The sequence below is a fragment of the Marinoscillum luteum genome, assembly GCF_044005705.1.
Lineage (GTDB): Bacteria > Bacteroidota > Bacteroidia > Cytophagales > Cyclobacteriaceae > Marinoscillum > Marinoscillum luteum.
On sequence record NZ_JBIPKE010000020.1, the window covers coordinates 140,940 to 162,037 of the forward strand.

General features: G+C 46.5%; 12 protein-coding genes. 5 read left to right on the top strand and 7 right to left on the bottom strand.

From position 1 onward, the window contains the following. Positions 1–67 precede the first annotated feature (67 nt). The 3 genes from ACHKAR_RS18645 (at position 68) to ACHKAR_RS18655 (ending at position 2,905) form a co-directional block, all read left to right on the top strand. Complete coding sequence (locus tag ACHKAR_RS18645; protein ID WP_395418924.1) at positions 68–484, top strand: DUF1761 domain-containing protein; 417 nt, start codon at positions 68–70, stop codon at positions 482–484. Between the two features lie 377 nt (positions 485–861). Then, a complete protein-coding gene (locus ACHKAR_RS18650) occupies positions 862–2,286 on the top strand; it encodes a DUF4041 domain-containing protein (protein ID WP_395418925.1) in 1,425 nt (474 codons plus the stop codon). Positions 2,287–2,380: 94 nt separating this feature from the next. After that, positions 2,381–2,905, top strand: a complete 525-nt coding sequence (locus ACHKAR_RS18655; protein WP_395418926.1) for a hypothetical protein — start codon at positions 2,381–2,383, stop codon at positions 2,903–2,905. Between the two features lie 400 nt (positions 2,906–3,305). Here the strand turns inward: ACHKAR_RS18655 and ACHKAR_RS18660 are convergent, their stop codons facing one another. The 7 genes from ACHKAR_RS18660 to ACHKAR_RS18690 all read right to left on the bottom strand — a co-directional run bounded on the left by ACHKAR_RS18660 (position 3,306) and on the right by ACHKAR_RS18690 (position 15,802). Then, the gene (locus ACHKAR_RS18660; protein WP_395418927.1) at positions 3,306–4,226 is read right to left on the bottom strand and encodes a glutaminase; all 921 of its coding nucleotides are present in this window, start codon (positions 4,224–4,226) and stop codon (positions 3,306–3,308) included. Positions 4,227–4,443: 217 nt separating this feature from the next. Continuing rightward, positions 4,444–4,653, bottom strand: coding sequence for a PIN domain-containing protein (locus tag ACHKAR_RS18665; protein ID WP_395419611.1), 210 nt, complete (start codon positions 4,651–4,653; stop codon positions 4,444–4,446). A 581-nt stretch (positions 4,654–5,234) separates the two neighbouring features. Then, positions 5,235–11,234, bottom strand: a complete 6,000-nt coding sequence (locus tag ACHKAR_RS18670; RefSeq protein WP_395418928.1) for a T9SS type B sorting domain-containing protein — start codon at positions 11,232–11,234, stop codon at positions 5,235–5,237. Between the two features lie 14 nt (positions 11,235–11,248). Further along, a complete protein-coding gene (locus ACHKAR_RS18675; RefSeq protein WP_159581207.1) occupies positions 11,249–12,259 on the bottom strand; it encodes a PorP/SprF family type IX secretion system membrane protein in 1,011 nt (336 codons plus the stop codon). Positions 12,260–12,496: 237 nt separating this feature from the next. Further along, positions 12,497–13,387: a flavin reductase family protein gene (locus tag ACHKAR_RS18680; RefSeq protein WP_395418929.1), complete on the bottom strand. Its 891-nt coding sequence runs from the start codon at positions 13,385–13,387 to the stop codon at positions 12,497–12,499. A 4-nt stretch (positions 13,388–13,391) separates the two neighbouring features. Further along, positions 13,392–14,663: a fumarylacetoacetase gene (gene fahA, locus ACHKAR_RS18685; protein ID WP_395418930.1), complete on the bottom strand. Its 1,272-nt coding sequence runs from the start codon at positions 14,661–14,663 to the stop codon at positions 13,392–13,394. A 71-nt stretch (positions 14,664–14,734) separates the two neighbouring features. Next, the gene (locus ACHKAR_RS18690) at positions 14,735–15,802 is read right to left on the bottom strand and encodes an MFS transporter (RefSeq protein WP_395418931.1); all 1,068 of its coding nucleotides are present in this window, start codon (positions 15,800–15,802) and stop codon (positions 14,735–14,737) included. Between the two features lie 271 nt (positions 15,803–16,073). Between ACHKAR_RS18690 and ACHKAR_RS18695 the strand changes: the two genes are divergently transcribed. Then, the gene (locus ACHKAR_RS18695) at positions 16,074–18,761 is read left to right on the top strand and encodes a valine--tRNA ligase (RefSeq protein ID WP_395418932.1); all 2,688 of its coding nucleotides are present in this window, start codon (positions 16,074–16,076) and stop codon (positions 18,759–18,761) included. 131 nt (positions 18,762–18,892) lie between these two features. After that, entirely contained in the window at positions 18,893–21,055 is a 2,163-nt protein-coding gene (locus tag ACHKAR_RS18700) for a hybrid sensor histidine kinase/response regulator transcription factor (protein ID WP_395418933.1), read from the top strand. Positions 21,056–21,098 lie beyond the last annotated feature (43 nt).

Here is a 21,098-nt window from a genome sequence, read left to right on the forward strand (position 1 = left end):
TCCTAAACCACCCCTGACATAGGGCTGTCACATACGTCTTCTATGTTTGCTAAAACTAAAAAAAGACATGATGGATTTATTTTCTTCCGTAAGCTGGCTATCTGTTGTAGCTGCTTTTGTTCCGTACTTTATGCTTGGTGGGCTTTGGTTTACCGTATTTTTCAAGAAACCTTACTCGATTTCTCTCGGCAAGGAGAACAACATGCCCGAGAAACCAGCTCCTATTTTCATCGTAGGACCTGCTCTATGCACATTGGTCATTACCATTGCTTCAGCATTATTGATGTCAGCACTTCCTATCGATAGTTATGGTTCGGCTATGGCACTGGCTGTGCTTGTTGGGATTGGTTATTTGGTTGCCAACACAATGAACATCGCTATCAATCCCAACATCCCTAAGCCAATTATGTATGGTATCATAAGCAGCGCATATCATATGATTGGGATTCTGATCGTCTTTGTGATTCTTTTTGCTTTTAAATAATGGCATGTTGGACAAAAAACACAAGTGTCCTAAAAACCCATCAAACTTCCGCCCTTAGAGTTGTCTCCAGCCAGGTAGGTCACTCCGTCTGAAGCGCAGCGGAAGGCCGGAATCTCTTTCGTTGGTTGAGATTCCGGTATTTTGATTCGCTCCTCAAAAACCGGATGACGGTAAATAAGACGTGAGCCCTACCCCGTGCCGGGCGAGCTATTGCAAATCACGTGAAGAAATACTAGTTTGTTGTACCAAACTGAAAGGCCTGCCCCGATGGTAACCGCTTACTCCTGCTGGTGGCCCAAGTCAGATAATTAAACTGCATATACACAGTAACAGCGGGTGATTGTTGATCAGTTGTTAGGCTTCATATTTACTACCGCATGGAAACGAGTTCTATTCTTCTTATCATCGTCACTTTTACTTTGACGGTTTCTATTCTACTTGCTTATCTACTTTTTCAACGAATTAAATCCAGCAAACTTCTTGAGAACTCACTGAATGAACTAACATCCAAATATGGAGGCATTATTAATGTCGAAGAAGAGATTGAACGTAGGAACAAACAATTTGAGGTTGATGAAGAAGAATTCAAAAAGCGTATCGAAGAAACTAGAAACTCCCTTGAAGAACTAAAAACCAAGTACCATAGTGCAAAAGACGTATTTGACGAATTAACTCGCGAAAACAATCTACTAAAAGACACTTTGGATTTAGCAGAATTTGGTGTTTATGAACCTCATTTTGACTTTGACACTTCTGAAACCTACAAGATCAAGCTGCTTGAAAACAAGGAGAAACAAAAGATACTTATTAAAAATGAGATCGCAGTGAGATGCTTCACCGATTGGTCAGTTGGAACAAGTAGAAAACAAGGAGAGATCATGACTCGGCGAGCAATCCAATTGACCACACGAGCGTTTAACGGCGAATGTGATTCAATGGTGGCAAAGGTTAAATGGAATAACATAGAACAGTCAGAAAAGAGAATTGAAAAGACTTTTGCTGCTATCAATAGACTGAATAAATCAAATGATATTCATATTCAACCAGAATTCTTTGATCTAAAAATCGAGGAAATAAGACTCACTTATGAATACCACATGAAAAAATATGAAGAGAAAGAGGAGCAGCGAAGAATTCAAGAGCTAATGCGTGAAGAGGAAAAGGCACAAAGGGATTTTGAAAGAGCCATCAAAGAGGCTGAAAAAGAGGAAAAATTGTTAAGACAAGCCATGGCCAAAGCCCAAGAAGAAGTTGCAAAATCCACGGAAGAAGAGAGAACAAAATATGAAGCTCAATTAGCCGAAATGGAAGAGAAGCTAAAAGCCGCAGAGGAAAAAAGCGAAAGAGCAATTTCAATGGCTCAACAGACAAAATCAGGTCATGTTTATGTAATCTCCAATATCGGCTCATTTGGTGAAAACATATATAAAATAGGAATGACAAGACGTTTGGAACCACTTGACAGAGTCTATGAACTCGGTGGTGCATCTGTGCCATTTAGATTTGATGTTCATGCCATGATTTACTCCGAAAATGCTCCGGAGTTGGAAAGCCAGCTGCACAAGACGTTTAACCACAAGCGACTTAACCTAGTAAATCAAAGAAGAGAGTATTTTGATATTTCTTTAGACGAAATTGCTGATGTAGTTCGTGAGAACAACGAGGAAATCGAATTTACCAAAGTGCCCGAAGCACAGGAATACCGAGAGAGCTTAGTAATAAGAAAACAGCTTAACGAACAAGAAGAAGCCAGCAGCGAACCCGCTTTTCCTAGCACTGAACAACTTTTTGGAACAAATTAACAGAAGCCTAACAGAGAGTGTTACATTAAGTGTGTCAAGTTTGGTTCCAACCAAATAAGTATATTTCTCCCTTCAGAATTGTTAAATTTACTCAATGGCAATGGGACAGGAAAAACTTGATTTTTGGATTGATGACTTGACCGATTCTATTCGCAATAGAATTTCAGGAGACAGCTTTCAAACAGAAGTTTCCAGATTGACGAAAAACGATCTAAAAATTATAACTAAGAAGGCAGGATGGAACTTCAGTTGGCATACAGAATTGATGGATAACTCACGAGAAGTTTTCAAACTGACGATTGTTAATAACCCATCGGTGATCCAAGGTTTAATGAGTTTAACTATTGAAAGTGATCATATTTATATGAACTTGCTTGAAAGTGCGCCGTTCAACATAGGAGAAGGCAAGCTATACGAAGGAGTCCCTGGCAACATGGTTGCATATGCCTGTAAACTCTCATTTCGACATGGTCATGAAGGTTTTGTGGCATTCACCGCTAAGACCAAGTTGATCAAACATTATGAAACAACTTTAGGTGCGTATCATTTTGGAGGACATAAAATGATTATACCCACTGATGCTTCAAAGAAACTGGTAGAGAAATATTTTAAAACGTAGAAGATATGAGCTTTATAAAGGAACCAAAGGGTGTGGATTTCATAATTGAGAGTGAACCCCTAACCGAAAAGGACAGAGAGGAAATTAGCAAGTTTATTGCCGAGTATAAGCGTAAACCAAAAAAAAGTACAGGACAGAAAAGAGCAACGACACACAACAAACACTAAAATGAAGTGTGAACTGAGTCCCTGATAACCCAAACCCCAAATGACCGCACAATCACACCAACGAGCCAGACACGTCATTCCGGCTGCAGCGTAGCGGAAGGCCGGAATCTCTTTCGTTGGTTGAGATTCCGGTATTTTGAATCGCTGCGCTCCTCAAAAACCGGAATGACGGTAAATAGGACGTGAGCCCCACAAAGACTTGCCGCCAGAAGAAGGAAACGAGACCAAATCCACTAAAAAATGGATCTGCCTAATTTGGTCGTTAGCATTTCCAACGCTTTCATTCCTTTATACGAATTCCCTTTTACATTCAAAGGAGGACTCCATACACTTACACAATACCTCAAAGGATTGAGTGCCACAATAGCGCCACCTACCCCACTCTTGCCTGGTAGTCCCACCTCAAAAGCGAACTCACCCGATTCGTCATAGAACCCACAGGTAAGCATGAGCGCATTCATTCTTCTGGACTGACTTGCCGTGAGCATATAATTCCCATGGCCAAATGGAACGTTTGTCTCTCCAAAGTTCAGGAAGGTCTGTGCCAGTTCTGCACAGGTCATCTCTACGGAGCACTGCCAGAAATAAAAGTCCAGCACCTCATCCACATCGTTCACCAGGTTCCCCTTGGATTTGATCATATAAGCCAGAGAATAGTTTCCATAGCCGACACTTTTTTCAGACAAAGCCACCTTTTCATTGTATTGGATGTCCGTATTGCCACATAACCCCCGAATATAGTTCAGAAAGACAGCCTTGGGATCTTTGTGCAAGCTGACCAACATATCGGCGATGACAATCGCTCCGGCATTGATAAATGGATTTCGGGGGAAACCATTTTCATACTCCAATTGAATGATCGAATTAAACCCATTCCCGGAGGGCTCCACATCCACCCTGTCCCAAACCTTATTTCCCAATTGACTGAACACCAGGGACAGTGACAGCACCTTTGTCACGCTCTGAAGGGAAAATTTTTCATCGGCATCCCCTACTTTGTTTTGTTCGCCATCTAAAGTAGTCAGACAAATACCAAACTTGGTTCTGTCAATGTGCGCCAAATCGGGAATATAGTCGGCGACCGTCCCTTCATCCGAAGCATCTTTCAGCTCATTGTAAATTTCATTGATGATTTGATCGTAATCGGGTGTCATTACACGATGATTTGAGTGGGTACTTTGCTGCTTAAACACCGTAAAGTTACATTGGATAAATCTGTAGTTGATTAGAAACAGGCATCACTTACTGAGAGTTTACAACCCGTGGCATCATTCCGGCTGCAGTGGGGTGCTGGAATCTCCAGTATGGCCAGCGGGATCGATAGCGATGGCACCCCCGCATTCGAAGGAGTGATGCCCCGCCAACTCCTTTTTATTCTGCCGAATATATAATTACATCTAATTCCTGAATTCTGTCAAATGCCTTATCGGCTGTTAACAGAGGCAATTTGCTATAGAAAGCAGAAGCTGCTATAATGGCGTCTGGTAATTTAAGTTTTCTGGTCTTACGAAATTCAACTGCTCCCTTCTTAATACCTGAGCTGATATTAATTATTTGACACTCACCAATGAGTTCTTCGATTACCGTCTGTGCTCACTGTCTGACAAATTCGGAATAGCCAGTAACTCGAGTTCTGTTATTATAGATATTACCAGCTGTTTCCCTTCAAGAATTTGTGTAATTTCCTTATCTCCATTCAAAAGATAAATCAGGATTGGTATCAACAAACAGCTTATTTCCAATCATCCCTTAGATCAGATTGGTACTTAACAGGGTCAATTTTACCTTTAAGGATACCACTGTATTTAGAGGTAGAAATACCCTTGTGCTCCTTTGATACCACTTCGTTGAGCTTCTTAAGTTGTTCCTGTATTGGTGAGCCCTTTTTTATAACAGTTACCATGTTGGAAATATACGAATTACTACTTTCTAAGTTCTGGCCAGACAGAAATGGAAGAAGGTATCTCAGCTTCGATGACACACAGGTGTTACATATCTGATGCTAAAACCTGAATCAACTTTCAAGCAATCATGATGAGTCTGTGGCGTCATCCAGCTGCAGCGCAGTGGAGGGCTGGAGTCTCCTTTATAGTTTGAGATTCCGATATTTTGACTCGCTCCGCTCCTCAAAAATGGGATGAAGGCCCTCAAGGGTCCCTCTACTACCTCAGCACAAAGATCTTCCCGGTGTGCTTTCTGGTCACTCCAGACTTGGCAGTATAGCTGATCTCGTAATAGTATGGACCCTGTGGTACCGGACGGCCATTAAACTTACCGTCCCACGAAGCTGAGAGCTCATCACTTTCAAAGACGAGGAGACCATTTCTGTCCTGCACCCGCATGCTCATGGCCTTTACGTTTTGGAAGCCCGGACGGAAGTTCTCATTACTGCCATCACCATTGGGCGTAAAGGCCGTAGGCACTGCAAAATTATATCCCCGCACAATGTCAAGGGTATCCCTTTTGGACAGGGTACAGCCCACTTCATTCTCCACGGTAAGCTTCAGTACATAGACGCCTGGCGTGGTGTAGGTCACGGTGGTGTTTTGGTTCTCATCAGCTCGGGTATCTCCAAAATCCCAAAACCACTTCACGATGCCTTGACCCAGTGACTCATCGGTAAGGGTAATCGGAAAATCGATGGCAAATTCTTCAGTTTCAAGGCTAAACTCCGCCTCCAGTTCATAGTCCGTATCGATGGTCAGGAGGGTATCAAACGTACAGCCCACATCATCCAGTACACTCACCAGGTACTTACGTCCTGCCAGGTTCACAAAGTTGTTTTTGGAAGCATATGCACCGCTATCAAACGAATAGGTATACGGGAAAGAGCCGCCTGTCCCCTGAAAGGTAATGGCTCCGTTTTCCGTATTCGGGCAGAGGTTATTCTTCTGAGTGATCACATCCACACCCAGTCGCTCCGGTGAAGTGATAGTCACCTCCACGGAAGACGTCTCACAGAAGTTGCTATCCACAGCCAGGAGCTGGTAAACCCCAGCAGGAATGCCCGTCAGGTCCTCTACTTTGGAATAAGGAAGTCCGTCTTTCAGCCATTGCAAACTGTATGGCATGATTCCCCCGGTCACGGTGGCATCAATTTCAGAATCATAAGGGGTGGCACAGGTGTTACTCACAGAAGTGACTGCTATCCTGAATGGATCAGGCTGAGCCACCTCCACCGTGCGCGTGAGCGCACAACCTTCCAGATCTGTAACGGTCACTTTGTAGAAGGCCGCTTCCAGGTTGGTGGCAAATGAACTGGTGGAGCTAAAGGGAAGACCATCTTTTTGCCAGCTAAACTGATACGTACCGTAGCCCCCGCTCACCTGAGCCGACACACTGCCATCATTGCCCCCAAAGCAGGAGACATCTACAATGTCGAAGACAAACGCCAGCTCATCAGGATTCTCCAGACTGAACGTTTTGCTTTTAATACAGCCATACTCATCCTCAATGAAAATCTCATAAGTCCCGGCTCCTATTCCATTCAGATCCTCTGTGTTCTGAGAGAAAAGTACACCGTTCTTTTCCCAATACACCGAGTAATCCAGATCAGGCTCACCTGTGATCTCCACTTCTACATCGATCTCCCCATTGAAATCATCATGACAGGTCACCCGGGTAATGGTACCTTCTATGAAAAACTCGGAAGGCGGATCGGCAACTGTAAAATCAGATGAATTGTACTGACACTGAAACTGATCGGTAATGATCAACTCATAAGTAGCTGCTTCAAGGTTGGTCAGGTTTTGCTCAGTACTAATGAGCTTCCCGTCCAGCAACCACCGATAGCTGTAAGGCGGTGTGCCATTGCTCGGTGTGATGGTCACCGCACCATCAGCCCCACCCACACATGAGGTATTTTTAATGGTAGACGCCAAGACGATAGGCAGTGGATCATCCATGAAGATGATCGTATCCAGCTTACACCCTTCGCTATCCGTCAGGGTGGCGGTGTATTTACCCGCAGGGATATCCCCCAGGTCAAAATCAGTATCAGATAGCGTACCGGCTGCTTCACTCTTCCAGGAAACAGTGTAATTTCCATAGCCTCCTGTAGGGTCAAGTGTAATGGATCCATCGCTGTAGCCATTGCAGGTGACATTGGAGATCTCAGGGCGGAAATAGATTTTAGTAGGGTTCGTGATGGTGTATTCATCTGACCGCTCACAACCGTTGGCATCTGTCACAAGTACCGAATAGGTGGCCGGCCCGAGATTTTGTATAGGCACAATGCCTGACTCACCCACACCCGTCTGGCTACTCAGCACCTCTCCGTTTTTATACCATGTGAGGTTATACGAATCGGGGTGCCCGGCACCAGCGTCGATCACCAGGGATATTGCCGCATTTTTCTCCCCTGTACATTTGATCTGTGTAGGATCAAGCGAAATATTGAAATCCGTGGCTGGCTGCGTGATCACATAAGTGGCCGTGAATGGATCACAATCGTTCTGATCCTCGATGGTGACAAAGTAACTGCCCGGTGCCAAATCAAAAATGGAATCGGCACTGCTGAATGATGCGCCGCTGGCATCATTTTCTTTCCAGGTGATAACATAAGGAGAAGTGCCCCCCGTAATGTCCAGGGCGATGTAGCCTGTTTCGTCCCCGCGGCACTTAATTTCCTGAATATTGGCGGTGGCTGAAACTGGCTCCGGAGCTTCCAGAGTGATGGTAGAATCCAGGGAACACCCGGCGTAATCACTCAGTACCACGCGGTATACCCCATCAGCTAAGTCCGTATAGCTGGTCTGGTTATTTTTGGAAGGTACAGCAGTGCCATCCTTATACCATCGGATGGAATAGCTGACGTTGCTGCCGAGATAGCCTCCAGAGGGGTCAATCTCTATGGAACCCGCGGCATCACCATAGCACTCATTTTGAGTGATGGTAGGATTCATCACCAGCTCCGGATACTCCACTATGTCAAACGATAGCGAACGGGAACATCCGTAGGTATCTACGGTGGTCAACTCATAGGTGCCTGGCTCCAGGTTGCCCTGTTTCAAATCGAGGGTATTGGACACAAAGAACACCCCGTCTTTGGTCCAGGTGATGTCTGTGGGGTTGGGGTGCGTGGGTGAGCCCAGATTGACGGTAATGTCAATGGTACCATCATTGGCGCCATTGCAGGTAACCGGAGTAGATACCCCTGAGATACTATAGGTTGTGGAAGGCTGAGTGACGGTAAAATCAAAAGGATCGGAGACACAACCATTGTCATCGGTGATGGTCAGCTGATAAACCCCCGCTGCCAGGTTGGACAGATCTTCCGTGATGGGTGCAAAAGAACTCCCGTCTTTGGTCCAGACCAGGTCATACGTGCCTCCCGCAGCTACTCCGCCGGTAATGGTCACATCGATAGACCCAGTAGACTCGCCTTTGCAGGCCACATTGACAATCTCAGCAGTTGCAATCAGCTCATCTGGTGAGGCCATCACGATGGTGGACGATTTAGCACAGCCCAGATCATCGGTCACTGTGACTTTATAGGTCGCATCATCCAGGTTGGAAACAGACAGCAGATCGTTGTATGCGGCTTGAGCCACCCCATTACGAGTCCATCTGACCATGAAAGTACCTAGCTCCAACCCACCACTCGGGCTAATGTCTATGACTCCATTTGCATCACCAAAGCATTCGTTTTGGGTGACAGTAGGATTTACGCTCAGCACAGGATATTCCAATACATCAAATGATATGGACTTGGAGCAAGCATATGTATTATCTATAGTGGTCATGACATAGGTACCCGGGGCCAATCCCGTAATGGTCGTCATGCCATCGCCAGCCGGGTAAGCCGCTCCGTCCTTCGTCCAGGAAACGCTGGCCACATTTGGGTGACCGGATTCTGGCGTATAGAGCGCCACAATCTTCCCATCATTGGCGCCATTGCACACCACATCAGTGATGGTGCCGGATAGTGAATAGGTAGTGGCTGGCTCGGTGATGGTGTAGGTATTGGGGTCGATTTTCTCGCACCCATTGTCATCGATGATGGTCACCTGGTAAGTTCCAGGTCCCAGGTTGCTGATGTCTTCCGTATTGGCATATCCGGCCGAGCCGTTCTTAGCCCAGTTGAAAAAATAAGATCCACCACTGGTCTGCGTCCCACCGGTCACGGTGATGTCGATAGCGCCGGTGGTCTCATTTTTACAAGCAATATCTGTCTCAGACACGAGCTGACTGCTAATGGGATCAGGAATGGTCACATCAAATGACTTGGAAGTGGTACAACCTTCCGCATCGGTTACATGAAAAGAATACACGTGATCATTGGTGACATCTTCTATTTTGGAGCTGGTAGCCAGGTCGGTCACAGACTCTGCCCCCAAAGCGCCACCATCTCTTTTCCACTCAAAAGTGTAAGGTGTGGTTCCGCCGGTCACAGTTACGTTGATTTCCGTAGGGTCTGGACTTAGATCCGCAGGACACAAAAATTCAGGCGATACACCACTAATAGCCAACACTGCCGGTTCGCTTATATCAAAGGTCAATGAACGATAACATCCCGAATTGGCAGTGACGTCAATGCGATACTCCCCTTCTTCCAAATCCGTTTTGGAAAACACACCAGTAGCCACGGTATCCGTCGAATTCACATCTACCCAGACTATATTCTCCGGCTCCACTATCGGATCTGTATCCAAGCCTGTATCAAACTCCCAAGTGTATGATCCATCACCAGCTCCGGCACAGGAGACATTACTGGTACTGACAAACGACATCCCCCATTGTTTGATTGGCTCTGTCACTTCTTTATCAGCCACATCCACCGGACATCCGTTGGAATCCCTGATCCAGAGATCGTACACTCCGGCCGTCAGGTTGCTAATGGTGGGGGTAGTAAAGTAGTTCGCACCACCATCTACCGAGTAAGAGTAAGATCCTGATCCGCCGGTCACTACGAATGTAATGGCGCCGGTGGCATCGGTTTTACAAATCACCGGTGTTTGTGTGGCGCTTACCAGTTGGGGAGTTAGAGGTTCTGCCAATGTAGTTTCTACATCCAAAGTACATCCTGTCTGACCGAAGGCTCTGATCGTATAAGTACCCGGCCCCAGCCCCGTAAAGTCGGCCGTTCCTACACCCACCCCAGTCTGGCGCATCAGGGTAATTTCTGTCATGTCTCCATCGTAGATTCTCAGTTCAAAAGGAGTCTCATCATCTTCCGAGTCAGTATCCAACCTCACCTGTATGGAGCCATCATTGTCACTGGTACACGTCACATCCTGCTGGTCATTGACCACAAAATTGAATCCCTTGTAGATATCCATTTGCGTACTTCCCGTGCAGCCATTCTTGTCGGTGACGATCACCTGATAAGAGCCTGAGTCCAGGGCGGTAATGGCTGACACATTGGTAGCAATCACTGAAGCGTCGTCCGCATTTTGCCATTCAATTTCAAAATTCAGTGGAAAACCGGCCCCTGCTGAATAAGGAGTACCTCCTGAAATAGAATTAATGATAATTTGACCATTTTGATTGTTACAATCTGCATTGACCGTATCAAAATCAATAGAAATAGCCGTCGGCTGGGTAATCTGAAAGTCTCCTGAAGTATTCGCCTTAACGCATCCATTGGCATCCCGCACGAAAGCCACATAAGTAGCTGCCGCAAGGCTCTCAAACAGGCCTCCATTGTCGGTGTAACCCCCAGAATAGGAGGGTGAAGTGGCTCCAGCCCCTATACCAAGACCATATTCATAGGGAGCAGTCCCTCCGGTAGCTGATATCTGCACTGACCCTGAGGCATCTCCATTACACAAGTTTTGATCCAGCACTGTTTTGGTGACTGAAAGAAGGGATGCGGAACCGCCTACGGTAATGGAGGAAGTCCTGGTTTTGGGCGTATTAGCTGTACTTCTGGTCACCGTCACTGTCCAGTCGTCCTGAAACAAACCATCAATAACATTGGTCCCAAAAGGATTATCCACCGTACCGGAGGCATAAGGAGTGACCAGGTCAGCTGATTCAAACACTTCCCAGGTAAAAGAGTATCCGGAAACCCCACTCCCGGTCAGTACAAGTTCAATCTCTCCATCATTGGCTCCAAAACAAGTTTCGTTCACCGCTGTAAGTCCAATATTCCAGTTTTGAGCCACAGCAGAGGAGCTGAAGAGTAGAAAAACGATGGTTGCAGTCAATAAATTCTTCATGATCTGGTTTGGTATTAATATGGGATCGGACACTTCAGACGCTTGGCGGAGCGTGGGGTAGCATTGGGATCAGAGGGATCAAACAGGAGCGAAATTGATATTTCATGCACCCCTCCCGGATTGATTCTGTTATTGAGGGGCATGTCATAGCTGTAGCCCACAGAGAAATCAAATTTGGTCACACCGATGATCCAGGAAACTGCGGAGTATTCACCCTCGCTAAATGGATTGGGTATCCCCCGGTAAAGTGCTCCAAAGAGGATTGGTTCATACTGCAGAATGGCTCCCGCATCCAGCTGACTAAAGCCCCCCTGAGCCACGTAGTTGAAGGTGGGCATCACGAATCTTCTCAGCTTTGACCTGGACTTTCGGCCCTTTTCGGCCAGGCTCACGCTCACACCCCCATGTACGGAGTATCTGATGGGCAGGGTGGCGTTTCCGCCCTCCACGAAAGAGATGTTGTTTTCCAGCATATTGTGCATGGAGTAGCCAAACCACCAGTTAGCGCCATAGGTAAGCACTCCGGCCGAGACATCAAAAAAGCTGATGCGGTCGTTGACAGCCAGTGGCTCTGAGGTGCCGCCTCCACTCACATTGCCATCCGAATCTATCTGATCTGAGAAAAGAAATTTACTAAAATCGATCCCCTGACGGGTATAGGAAGCCTGAAGTGCCGGCTTCACGGTCACCTTTTTGTTGATAGAAAAATCATAACTCAATGGAACGGCCACAGTCTGAGAAATATAACCACTGTACGCATCTTCATCAGAGATAAAAAGGAGTCCCGCACTGGCATAAAAATCCTTGAAGTAATAATCGGCATAGGCAGAAAAGGTAGTATAAGCCGCCTCCTCTGAGTTGCCCTGCTTGCGGTAGTTGATCCCGGCCCTTGCAGCGCCAGAGGCTCCCGTAAAAGCGGGATTGAGATAGACCGGTGCCTGATAGAACTGTGTAAACCTGACATCCTGTGCCTGAAGGCAGGTCATTGCACCGCCCAGTAGTGCAGTAAGTAAAAGTTTTTTCATTTCGCCAATTTTACCTCCAAGTTTCGCTAAGAAACATCTTCCTAAAATTAAACCCGAAATGCCACAGTTGCTAAAAAACAACCGGTTAATAGCTTGTTTCAGGGACTCCGGAAGATACATCGGTAAACTTCCGCAATTCCCTTGTTAATCGCACTACCTAATAAGGGGTAAATCCACCAAGATCAATGTGTTAATCACATGGTGAGGGGCAAAAACTTTCAAAAAGCCCACTCTGGCTTAGTATTCCTGCAAAAGGACCTTCCATGCAGCCAGTGGATCACCTGCATCCAGATGCTGGGCTGCAAGCTTATGAAGCTCCTCCTGAATGCGATCGGGCTCATGGTCTACATACTGGAGAATCGCACTCACTTCGGGTTCATTGGCAAAATCATTCACCTCCTGCTCGGAGGGTATGCTTTCGACATTTCCAAGCTTACCCAGGTGATTGCCTGTGAGTACTTTGCTGTTTCTAATGCTCTTCGGTATGTTATCAACTCCCATTCCTTTGGTTTTAATTGGTTTTACTACTTCGAAAAGTGCGTCTCCCTGAGCCCTGCAGTACCAATCACCCCCCATACGGGAGACAGCATCCAATTTAAAAGGATCAATTTTACTATTCAAGAAAATATCGTCTGAAATGTGCGCAAGTTGCACTTCGCAGATCACCAGATTGCCGGCACCACCATTTTCACCCAAAGGTTTCACCTCGATCACTTTACACTCATAAGCGGCAGGAGCCTCCCCCACTCGTGGTGGCCGCACGGTGTCTGAAGCCACGGCGGTCAGGCCTGATTTCACAAATTCATCCACTCCACGGTCATACTCCGAGCTGGCCAGCGACATCTGCTCCACCATGCTGTAGTTCACAATACTGATGGTTACCTCAGGTACCTCCAATACATTCTCCAGGGTGTGCTTGGTGGAATTGTCCCGAGCCCTTCTGGCAGGTGAAAAGACCAATATCGGAGGGTTGGCGCTGAACACATTGAAAAAAGAAAAAGGACTCAGGTTGACGTGCCCCTCTTTGTCCACCGTACTGGCAAAAGCGATGGGCCTGGGGGCTATAGTCCCCAGCAGGAGTTGATGAAACTCAGGAACGGAGACGTCAGAAGGTTTGATCTTTGCCATGGTGCTAAAGTGTAGGTAAAACTTTGTTTCTTACTTCACCGAAACCTATGCGCACACCATCCTTTTCAGCATATCCGCGCATGATCACCGTGTCACCATCGTGGATAAATTTACGTTCTGTACCATCGGGCATTGGAATGGGCTTGGTTCCCATCCAGGCCAGTTCCAGCATGCTTCCGTAAGCTTCCGGGGTAGGCCCACTGATGGTTCCGCTGGCATACAAATCCCCTACGTTGATGTTACAACCGTTCGCAGTGTGGTGTGCCAGCTGCTGATTCACGTTCCAGTACATGTGCTTAAAATTGGAATGCGACACCTGCTTTTCTTCTGACCCTTCCGGCTGAATAAACACCTTGAGGTTTACATCAAAATTCTTTCTGTCTGGGAGCTCCAGGTAAGGAAGCACCTGCGGGTCCTGCACCGGACCAGGCACCTGAAATGGCTCCAAAGCATCCATGGTAACTATCCATGGTGAGACTGATGAGAAGAAATTCTTGGCTAAAAAGGGGCCCAGCGGAACATACTCCCATTTCTGCACATCCCTGGCCGACCAGTCATTGAAGAGTACAAAACCAAAAATATACTCATCGGCTTCAGCCACTGGAATAGAGGCACCCAGTGGGTTGGCCTTCCCGGTGATAAAACCCATCTCCAATTCAAAATCGAGTCTTTTGGTGGGACCAAAAGCCGGAGCCTGGGCATCAGGAGCAATGGTCTGTCCTTTGGGCCGATGAAAGTCGGTACCCGAAACGGCAATGCTGCTAGCCCGGCCATGATAGCCTACGGGAATGTGCTTCCAGTTGGGCATGAGGGCATTATCCGGGTCACGAAACATGCAACCAACGTTGTAAGCATGCTGTTCGCTGGAGTAGAAATCGGTGTAGTCTCCAATATGTACCGGCAACAGCATTTGCACCTGATCCATGGGAATAAAGACGGAAGACCGAACGGCTTCATTATGCTGAAGCTCAGTATTGGAGACTTCCAGTAAGTCAGAGAGCCTCTCTCTTACCTTACGGGTGGTTTCTTTTCCAAGACCGATGAATTCATTGAGTGTGTTTTTAGAAAACACTTCCTTGGGCAGCGAAAGCCCATCGAAGTATCCCAAATCGTAAAGGGTTTTCAGGTCGATGACAAAATCACCAATGGCAGAGGCCGCGCCGGTGTGATCATCTCCATTTTTGAAAATACCAAAAGGCAGATTCTGAATGGGGAAGTCAGAATCTGCCTTGGTGGGTATCCATGATTTCAATTGGGGGTTGTTAGCTTTTATCATGCTATCCTGTTGTTTGTTTGAATTAACAGATGCAATGATATAAGGTTACAATGCCTTATCAAAAAAGCCGTTTAGAAATTACCCTGTGCGACTAAGATGGCTTCCAAAATACCGTTGGGAAGTTCGAACCCTGCAAAGAACACGCCCACTCCGAAGACTTTGTGCTGGTCACGAATGACTGTAAGTGCCAATGGCAAAAAGCTTACGGACATCATGCTATAAAACATGGCGAAGAGTAAAATAAGGATCACCAGCAGTGCGTAATTGTCTGTGAAATAAATACCTGCTACCACTGCAAAGGAGGCCAGAATGCTCAGGAGGATGGTGAAATAAATAGACCGGCTCTCTGTAAACTTACTCAGCGGAAGGGACAAGATGGCCACCACGGCCAGAATTACCGATACGGCGCCATTACCCGATATCCCAAATAAATGGAAGTTCTTCGCCTCAAACCAATCCGGGAACATATTGAATAGCAAAGTAGTAGCAAGGCCCAAAGCAATTCCCAACACGAATGCATAGGTATAGTCAGATTTGGCCAGCTCCGTCTTCTTGGGAACATCCACCATTATTTTGGTGTTTTTCCTCATTAAAAATCCGCTAAAAAACACAGCAACACCACCAGCTACAAAGGTCAGAGGAGCGCCCAGAAAATCGATAATATCTACAATAATGGGCTCTATAGAGTACAACAACCCGTAGACAATGGTTAGCATTGCCATGGCGGTTGGTAGTTTCTTCACCGGAACGAAGAGCTCGATAGTAGAAATAGCCGGACTGGTAAAAAGCGCCATGGAAAACAACCAAAGGGTAATCAGTCCCGGCAGGATCCATTTGAAAACAGGCCCTGGTTCAGTATACAAGGTAAAAGCTGTGGCCATGAAAATCATAGCTGCAAAACTCACACCCGCTGAAATGATCGGAAGACGTTTACCCGCCTTACCACGGAATCTGTCTCCCAGACGTCCCGCAATCATCGGTGTAATAACCATAATGATCCCTTGCACCACAAATAGGAATAAAGTAAGGTCAGTGAAATTGTATGCTTCCAGAAGCTTGGGCTGATAGTTGTAATATGCAATCCAGCCAATAATGACAGAAGCATAAAGCAATGTGAGGCTCAGTAGCTGTTTCCACATTACATCTCTTTTTTCCTCTTGTCTAACTTGTGAATTTGAACGGTGGGTAATCGCAGGGTTAGTTATCATATCTTTTTAAAATAGGTTGATTGATTCAGTTTTTTTAAAAGATTCCATTTGCAGAAATCTGACTAACGTACGTAACATAAAGAATTATCGGATTTAGTTTGTTCAAAAATATTTTCATGGCGCAGAACCCGGTTTCTCCTTCCAATTAAAGAATTAACTTTGCGCTCTTTAAATCATATATCAAAATATTCGACACTTCTCGATGGAGATTTCTAATAAATACGACCCGGCACAAACAGAAGACAAATGGTATAGCCATTGGATGGAAAAAGGTTTTTTCAAAGCCAAGGTAAATCCTGAAAAAGAACCTTACTCCATTGTGATCCCCCCTCCAAACGTCACTGGTGTGCTCCACATGGGTCATATGCTCAACAACACCATCCAGGATGTCCTCATCAGAAAGGCACGAATGGAAGGTAAAGAAGCCTGCTGGGTACCTGGTACAGACCATGCCTCCATCGCTACAGAAGCTAAAGTAGTGGCCATGCTTCGTGAAAAAGGCATTAAAAAGAGTGACCTGTCTCGCGATGAATTCCTCAAATATGCCTGGGAATGGAAAGAAAAATATGGAGGCATCATCCTGGAGCAACTCAAAAAACTGGGAGCTTCCTGCGACTGGGACCGCACCTCTTTCACCATGGATGAAGGCTACTACAAAGCCGTGATCTCGGTATTTAATGACCTCTATAAGAAAGGATTTATTTACCGGGGCCTTAGAATGATCAACTGGGACTGTGAGGCCAAGACTGCCCTTTCCAATGAAGAAGTGATCTACAAAGAGGGCGGCGAACATGCCACACTCTATTATGTGAAATACAAAATTGCTGGTTCTGATGATTTCGTGACGATCGCCACGGTGCGCCCTGAAACCATTCTGGGTGATGCAGCCATTGCTGTCAACCCCAAGGATGAGCGTCATGCTCATCTCATTGGCCAAAAGGCCATTGTGCCGTTTGTCAACCGTGAGATTCCGATCATCGGGGACGACTATGTGGAGTTGGACTTTGGTACAGGCTGCCTGAAGGTAACTCCGGCCCACGACCCCAATGACTATGAAATAGGTCAGCGCCATGGACTGGAGGTGATAGACACCATCAACCTGGATGGCACCCTCAATGAAAACTGTGGCATCGACAAGTTTGTGGGCGTGGATCGGTTTGTGGTGAGAAAGCAAATCGTAAAAGACCTGAAAGCCGCGGAGTTTCTGCTTAAGGAAGAGGATTTCGTCACCAGAATAGGTCGCTCCGAGCGTACCAACACCGTGGTGGAACCCAAGCTTTCCCTGCAGTGGTTCATCAAAATGAAAGAAATCTCCCGCACCGCCCACAAGGTGGTGATGGAAGACGAAATACTCCTCTATCCACCAAAGTTTAAGAACACCTACAACCACTGGATGGAGAATGTACGTGACTGGTGTATCTCCCGACAGCTATGGTGGGGACAGAGAATCCCCGCTTATTACTATGGCGAAGGAGAAGAGGACTATGTAGTGGCTGAGTCGCTGGAAGAAGCGGTGATCCTGGCCTGTGAAAAGTCCGGAAAGCAACTGACTGCATCAGACCTAAAGCAAGATGAAGATGTATTGGATACCTGGGCCTCCTCGTGGTTGTTTCCTCTGGCGGTGTTTGATGGTTTCAATGAGAACTGCTTTGATAAAGAAACTGGTAAGGTGATCAACGGCAAAAACGCTGAGCTGGACTACTTCTACCCTACCGACACGCTGGTGACTGCCCCCGAGATACTATTTTTCTGGGTAGCCAGAATGATCATTGCCGGCTATGAGTACAAGGGTGACAAACCCTTCAAAAATGTATATTTAACCGGTATAGTACGTGACAAACAGCGAAGGAAAATGTCCAAGTCGCTGGGTAATTCCCCAGATCCATTGGATCTCATCAAGCAATATGGAGCAGATGGTGTTCGCACCGGGATGCTCTTCTCCTCTCCTGCCGGAAATGATCTGCTTTTTGACGAAAAGCTGGTTGAGCAAGGTCGAAATTTCTCCAACAAACTTTGGAATGCTTTCCGCCTGGTGAAAGGGTGGAATACAGTGGATCAGCCTCAAAGTGAGGAAAACGCCCTGGCGGCCAAATGGTTTGAGAGTCGTTTCTATGCCGCCAAAGAGGAGCTGGAGGATCACTTCTCCAAGTATCGCCTTTCTGACGCCCTCATGACAGCCTACAAGCTGGTGTGGAATGACTTCTGCAGCTGGTACCTCGAATGGATCAAGCCGGGATTTGAGCAGCCCATAGATCAGAAGACCTATGATCAAACCATCGCCTTTTTTGAGCTGGTGGTGAAGACGCTGCACCCGTTTATGCCTTTCATCACCGAAGAGATCTGGCACACCATACAGGAGCGAGACGAAAACGATTGTCTGATCAAAGCGGCATGGCCTGAAAGTAAGCCTTTTGACAAAAGTGTGTTGACTTCAGGTGATTTGTTATTTGAAATCACCACCAACATCAGGAACCTGCGCAATAGCAAAGGGCTCTCTCCGAAAGAAGAACTTGCCCTGATGGTCAATACCTCCGACCATGCACTTTTCGAACAGATTTCTGCCTCCATTCAGAAAATGGCCAATGTGTCATCCCTGGACTTCACGGAAGAAAAACCGGACAACTGCTTCAGCTTTGTAGTACAGTCGCATGAGTTATTTGTGCCGGTGACTGAGCAAATCGATGTGGAAGCTGAACGCAAGAAGCTAACAGAAGAGCTGGGATATACGATAGGGTTCAAAAATTCGGTAGAGAAAAAACTCAGCAATGAACGTTTCGTGAGCGGAGCACCTGAGCAGGTGGTAGCCATGGAAAAGAAAAAGCTGGCAGATGCTGAAGCCAAAATTGCGTCATTAGAGGCTAGCATAGCGTCTCTGGGTAGCCAGGACTAATGTTAATCATCCGTAGAGAAAGAGGAGCCACAATGAAGTGTGGCCCCTCTTTGTTTTATCAATCCATTTGAGGATTAATCATGATATTTGACCTTGCATATACTGTTTTCGCCTGAAACCCACATGCATCCATGGTCAACCAACTATTGAAATACTTTCTACCCGACAGACTCGACACGTCCGATTGGGTGGTATCCAGCAAAGCCAAGTACCTCATTTATGGCCACATGGTCACCGTGCTCACCGGTGTGTTGGGAATGATTGTAAACATCAGGCCATTTGACCGGCAACCCTTTTTTATTGATTTAGGACTGATTGCCCTGATGATTGGAAACCTCTTTCTCCTCAAATGGAGTTTCAGACTTTGCAGGTTCAATTTCCACCTGATCACCTGGAGCATCATTTTTGTGCTGGCCACTTTTATCAATCCCCTCTTTTCCTACGAATACTACTTTTTGATCTGGTCAGTTTCAGCCGTCATGCTATTCACCAGCAAACTGAAAATTTATTTCTTCTTCGTAGCAGGCCTGGTTTCTTTTCACCTCCCAAAACTGATCAACCAGCAGGTAGATGCAGAATTTAACTACAACCCTGTTTTTCTTTTTCTGATGCTATTGCTCATTTTTCAGGTTTTTTATGCCACCAACCAATACTACCTGAGTGTGATCAATAGAAAGAATCAGCAACTGGAGCACGACAAAGAACTGATCACCAGACAATCTGAGCAGATCAAGGAAGTAAATGCTCTGCAGACGCGTTTTTTCACCAACATCTCTCACGAAATCCGAACCCCTCTTACCCTCATTTCCGGACCTGTGCGCCAGTTGATAGACTTTGGCAACAACCTCACCGACGAACAGCTTAAACAACTAAGGCTTGCTGATCAAAATGGGAAACGCCTGATGAATCTGGTGGAACAAATCCTGGACATCTCTAAACTGGAAGCAGGAGTCTTGCCCCTCCACATGGCTCAGGCAGACTTGAGCGCTTTTGTTAGAGGAATAGCCAGCTCATTTGAAGCCCTGAGTGAGGTCAAGAAAATAGACCTGATTGTGGAAACACCCGAGGAGTCTACCCAGGTGTGGTTTGACAAGGACAGCATTGAGAAAATCTTGATCAACCTCATTGGGAATGCCTTCAAGTTTTCTTCTGATGGAGGACGCATCATAGTGCGACTGGAAACCAACAGTCACGAACAGGCCGTTCTAACCGTGGCGGACACAGGACGTGGCATTTCTGAAGATCAGCTCGCGCACATTTTTGAGCGGTTTTATCATACCGAGAGCGACCTGCAAGGGAGCTCTGGCATTGGGCTGAGCATTGTAAAAGCTCTGGTGGATCGTCTGAATGGCTCTATCGAAGTGGAAAGCACATCAGGTTCCGGTTCAACCTTCAAGGTCACCTTGCCTGCTGGAAAGCATGACTTCCCTGAAGCAAGTATCCAAGAACAAACTGAAGTTAACCACCAGACATCCCCCGTGGCGCTTGGCACAGATGATGCAAGCAGCCCTATCGATCTCCAACCCGCTGAGGCGGACCGATTACTTATCATCGATGATAATGAGGAGATCCGGGCCTATCTGACGGATCTACTGAAGGGCACCTACCATATTCTCACTGCCGAAACAGGTAAACAGGGTATAGACGTGGCTTTGCAGCAACTTCCCGACCTGATCCTTTGTGATGTGATGATGCCCGAAAAAGATGGAATAGAAGTCACCAGGATCCTAAAGACCCATGAACTTACCAGTCATATCCCTATCGTACTGCTTACCGCAAAGGGGGACTCATCCAGCAAGGTGAAGGGATTGGAATCTACCGCAGATGATTACGTGGTGAAACCTTTTGACAGAAAAGAACTGATGGCCAGGATTTCCACGCTGCTGATCAACCGCAGGAAGATCCAAAATAAATTCTCCAATACGTTCATCACAAAAGCTGACGACCTGGACGTACCATCACTTGACAAACAGTTTCTCAATAAAGTGCTCGGCCTCATGGAAGAGCATCTGGCTGATGACACCTTTACAGTAGAAAAACTCGGTGAGCTCATTGGCATGAGCAGGAGCCAGCTCCACCGCAAGCTCACAGCCATCATTGGGCAGTCTCCAAAGAAAATGATCAAAACCATGCGACTGCAAAGGGCGCTCGACCTACTGAAAAAGCAAGCTGGGAATGTCTCTGAAATCGCCTATATGACCGGCTTCTCCAGTCCGGGATATTTCGCATCTTCCTTCCGGGAGGAGTTCGGAATCACCCCTGGTGAGGTGGGTAAAAAACCGATCAATTCTTAGGAAAATCCTAATAAATACCCCTTTTGCTACAAAAGCGGAAGTC

Coding starts and splice junctions, on each gene's coding strand:
- ACHKAR_RS18690 (WP_395418931.1), bottom strand. CDS start 15,802: ATGTGGAAACAGCTACTGAGCCTCACATTGCTTTATGCTTCTGTCATT.
- ACHKAR_RS18695 (WP_395418932.1), top strand. CDS start 16,074: ATGGAGATTTCTAATAAATACGACCCGGCACAAACAGAAGACAAATGG.
- fahA (WP_395418930.1), bottom strand. CDS start 14,663: ATGATAAAAGCTAACAACCCCCAATTGAAATCATGGATACCCACCAAG.
- ACHKAR_RS18670 (WP_395418928.1), bottom strand. CDS start 11,234: ATGAAGAATTTATTGACTGCAACCATCGTTTTTCTACTCTTCAGCTCC.
- ACHKAR_RS18655 (WP_395418926.1), top strand. CDS start 2,381: ATGGCAATGGGACAGGAAAAACTTGATTTTTGGATTGATGACTTGACC.
- ACHKAR_RS18660 (WP_395418927.1), bottom strand. CDS start 4,226: ATGACACCCGATTACGATCAAATCATCAATGAAATTTACAATGAGCTG.
- ACHKAR_RS18650 (WP_395418925.1), top strand. CDS start 862: ATGGAAACGAGTTCTATTCTTCTTATCATCGTCACTTTTACTTTGACG.
- ACHKAR_RS18675 (WP_159581207.1), bottom strand. CDS start 12,259: ATGAAAAAACTTTTACTTACTGCACTACTGGGCGGTGCAATGACCTGC.
- ACHKAR_RS18645 (WP_395418924.1), top strand. CDS start 68: ATGATGGATTTATTTTCTTCCGTAAGCTGGCTATCTGTTGTAGCTGCT.
- ACHKAR_RS18680 (WP_395418929.1), bottom strand. CDS start 13,387: ATGGCAAAGATCAAACCTTCTGACGTCTCCGTTCCTGAGTTTCATCAA.
- ACHKAR_RS18700 (WP_395418933.1), top strand. CDS start 18,893: ATGGTCAACCAACTATTGAAATACTTTCTACCCGACAGACTCGACACG.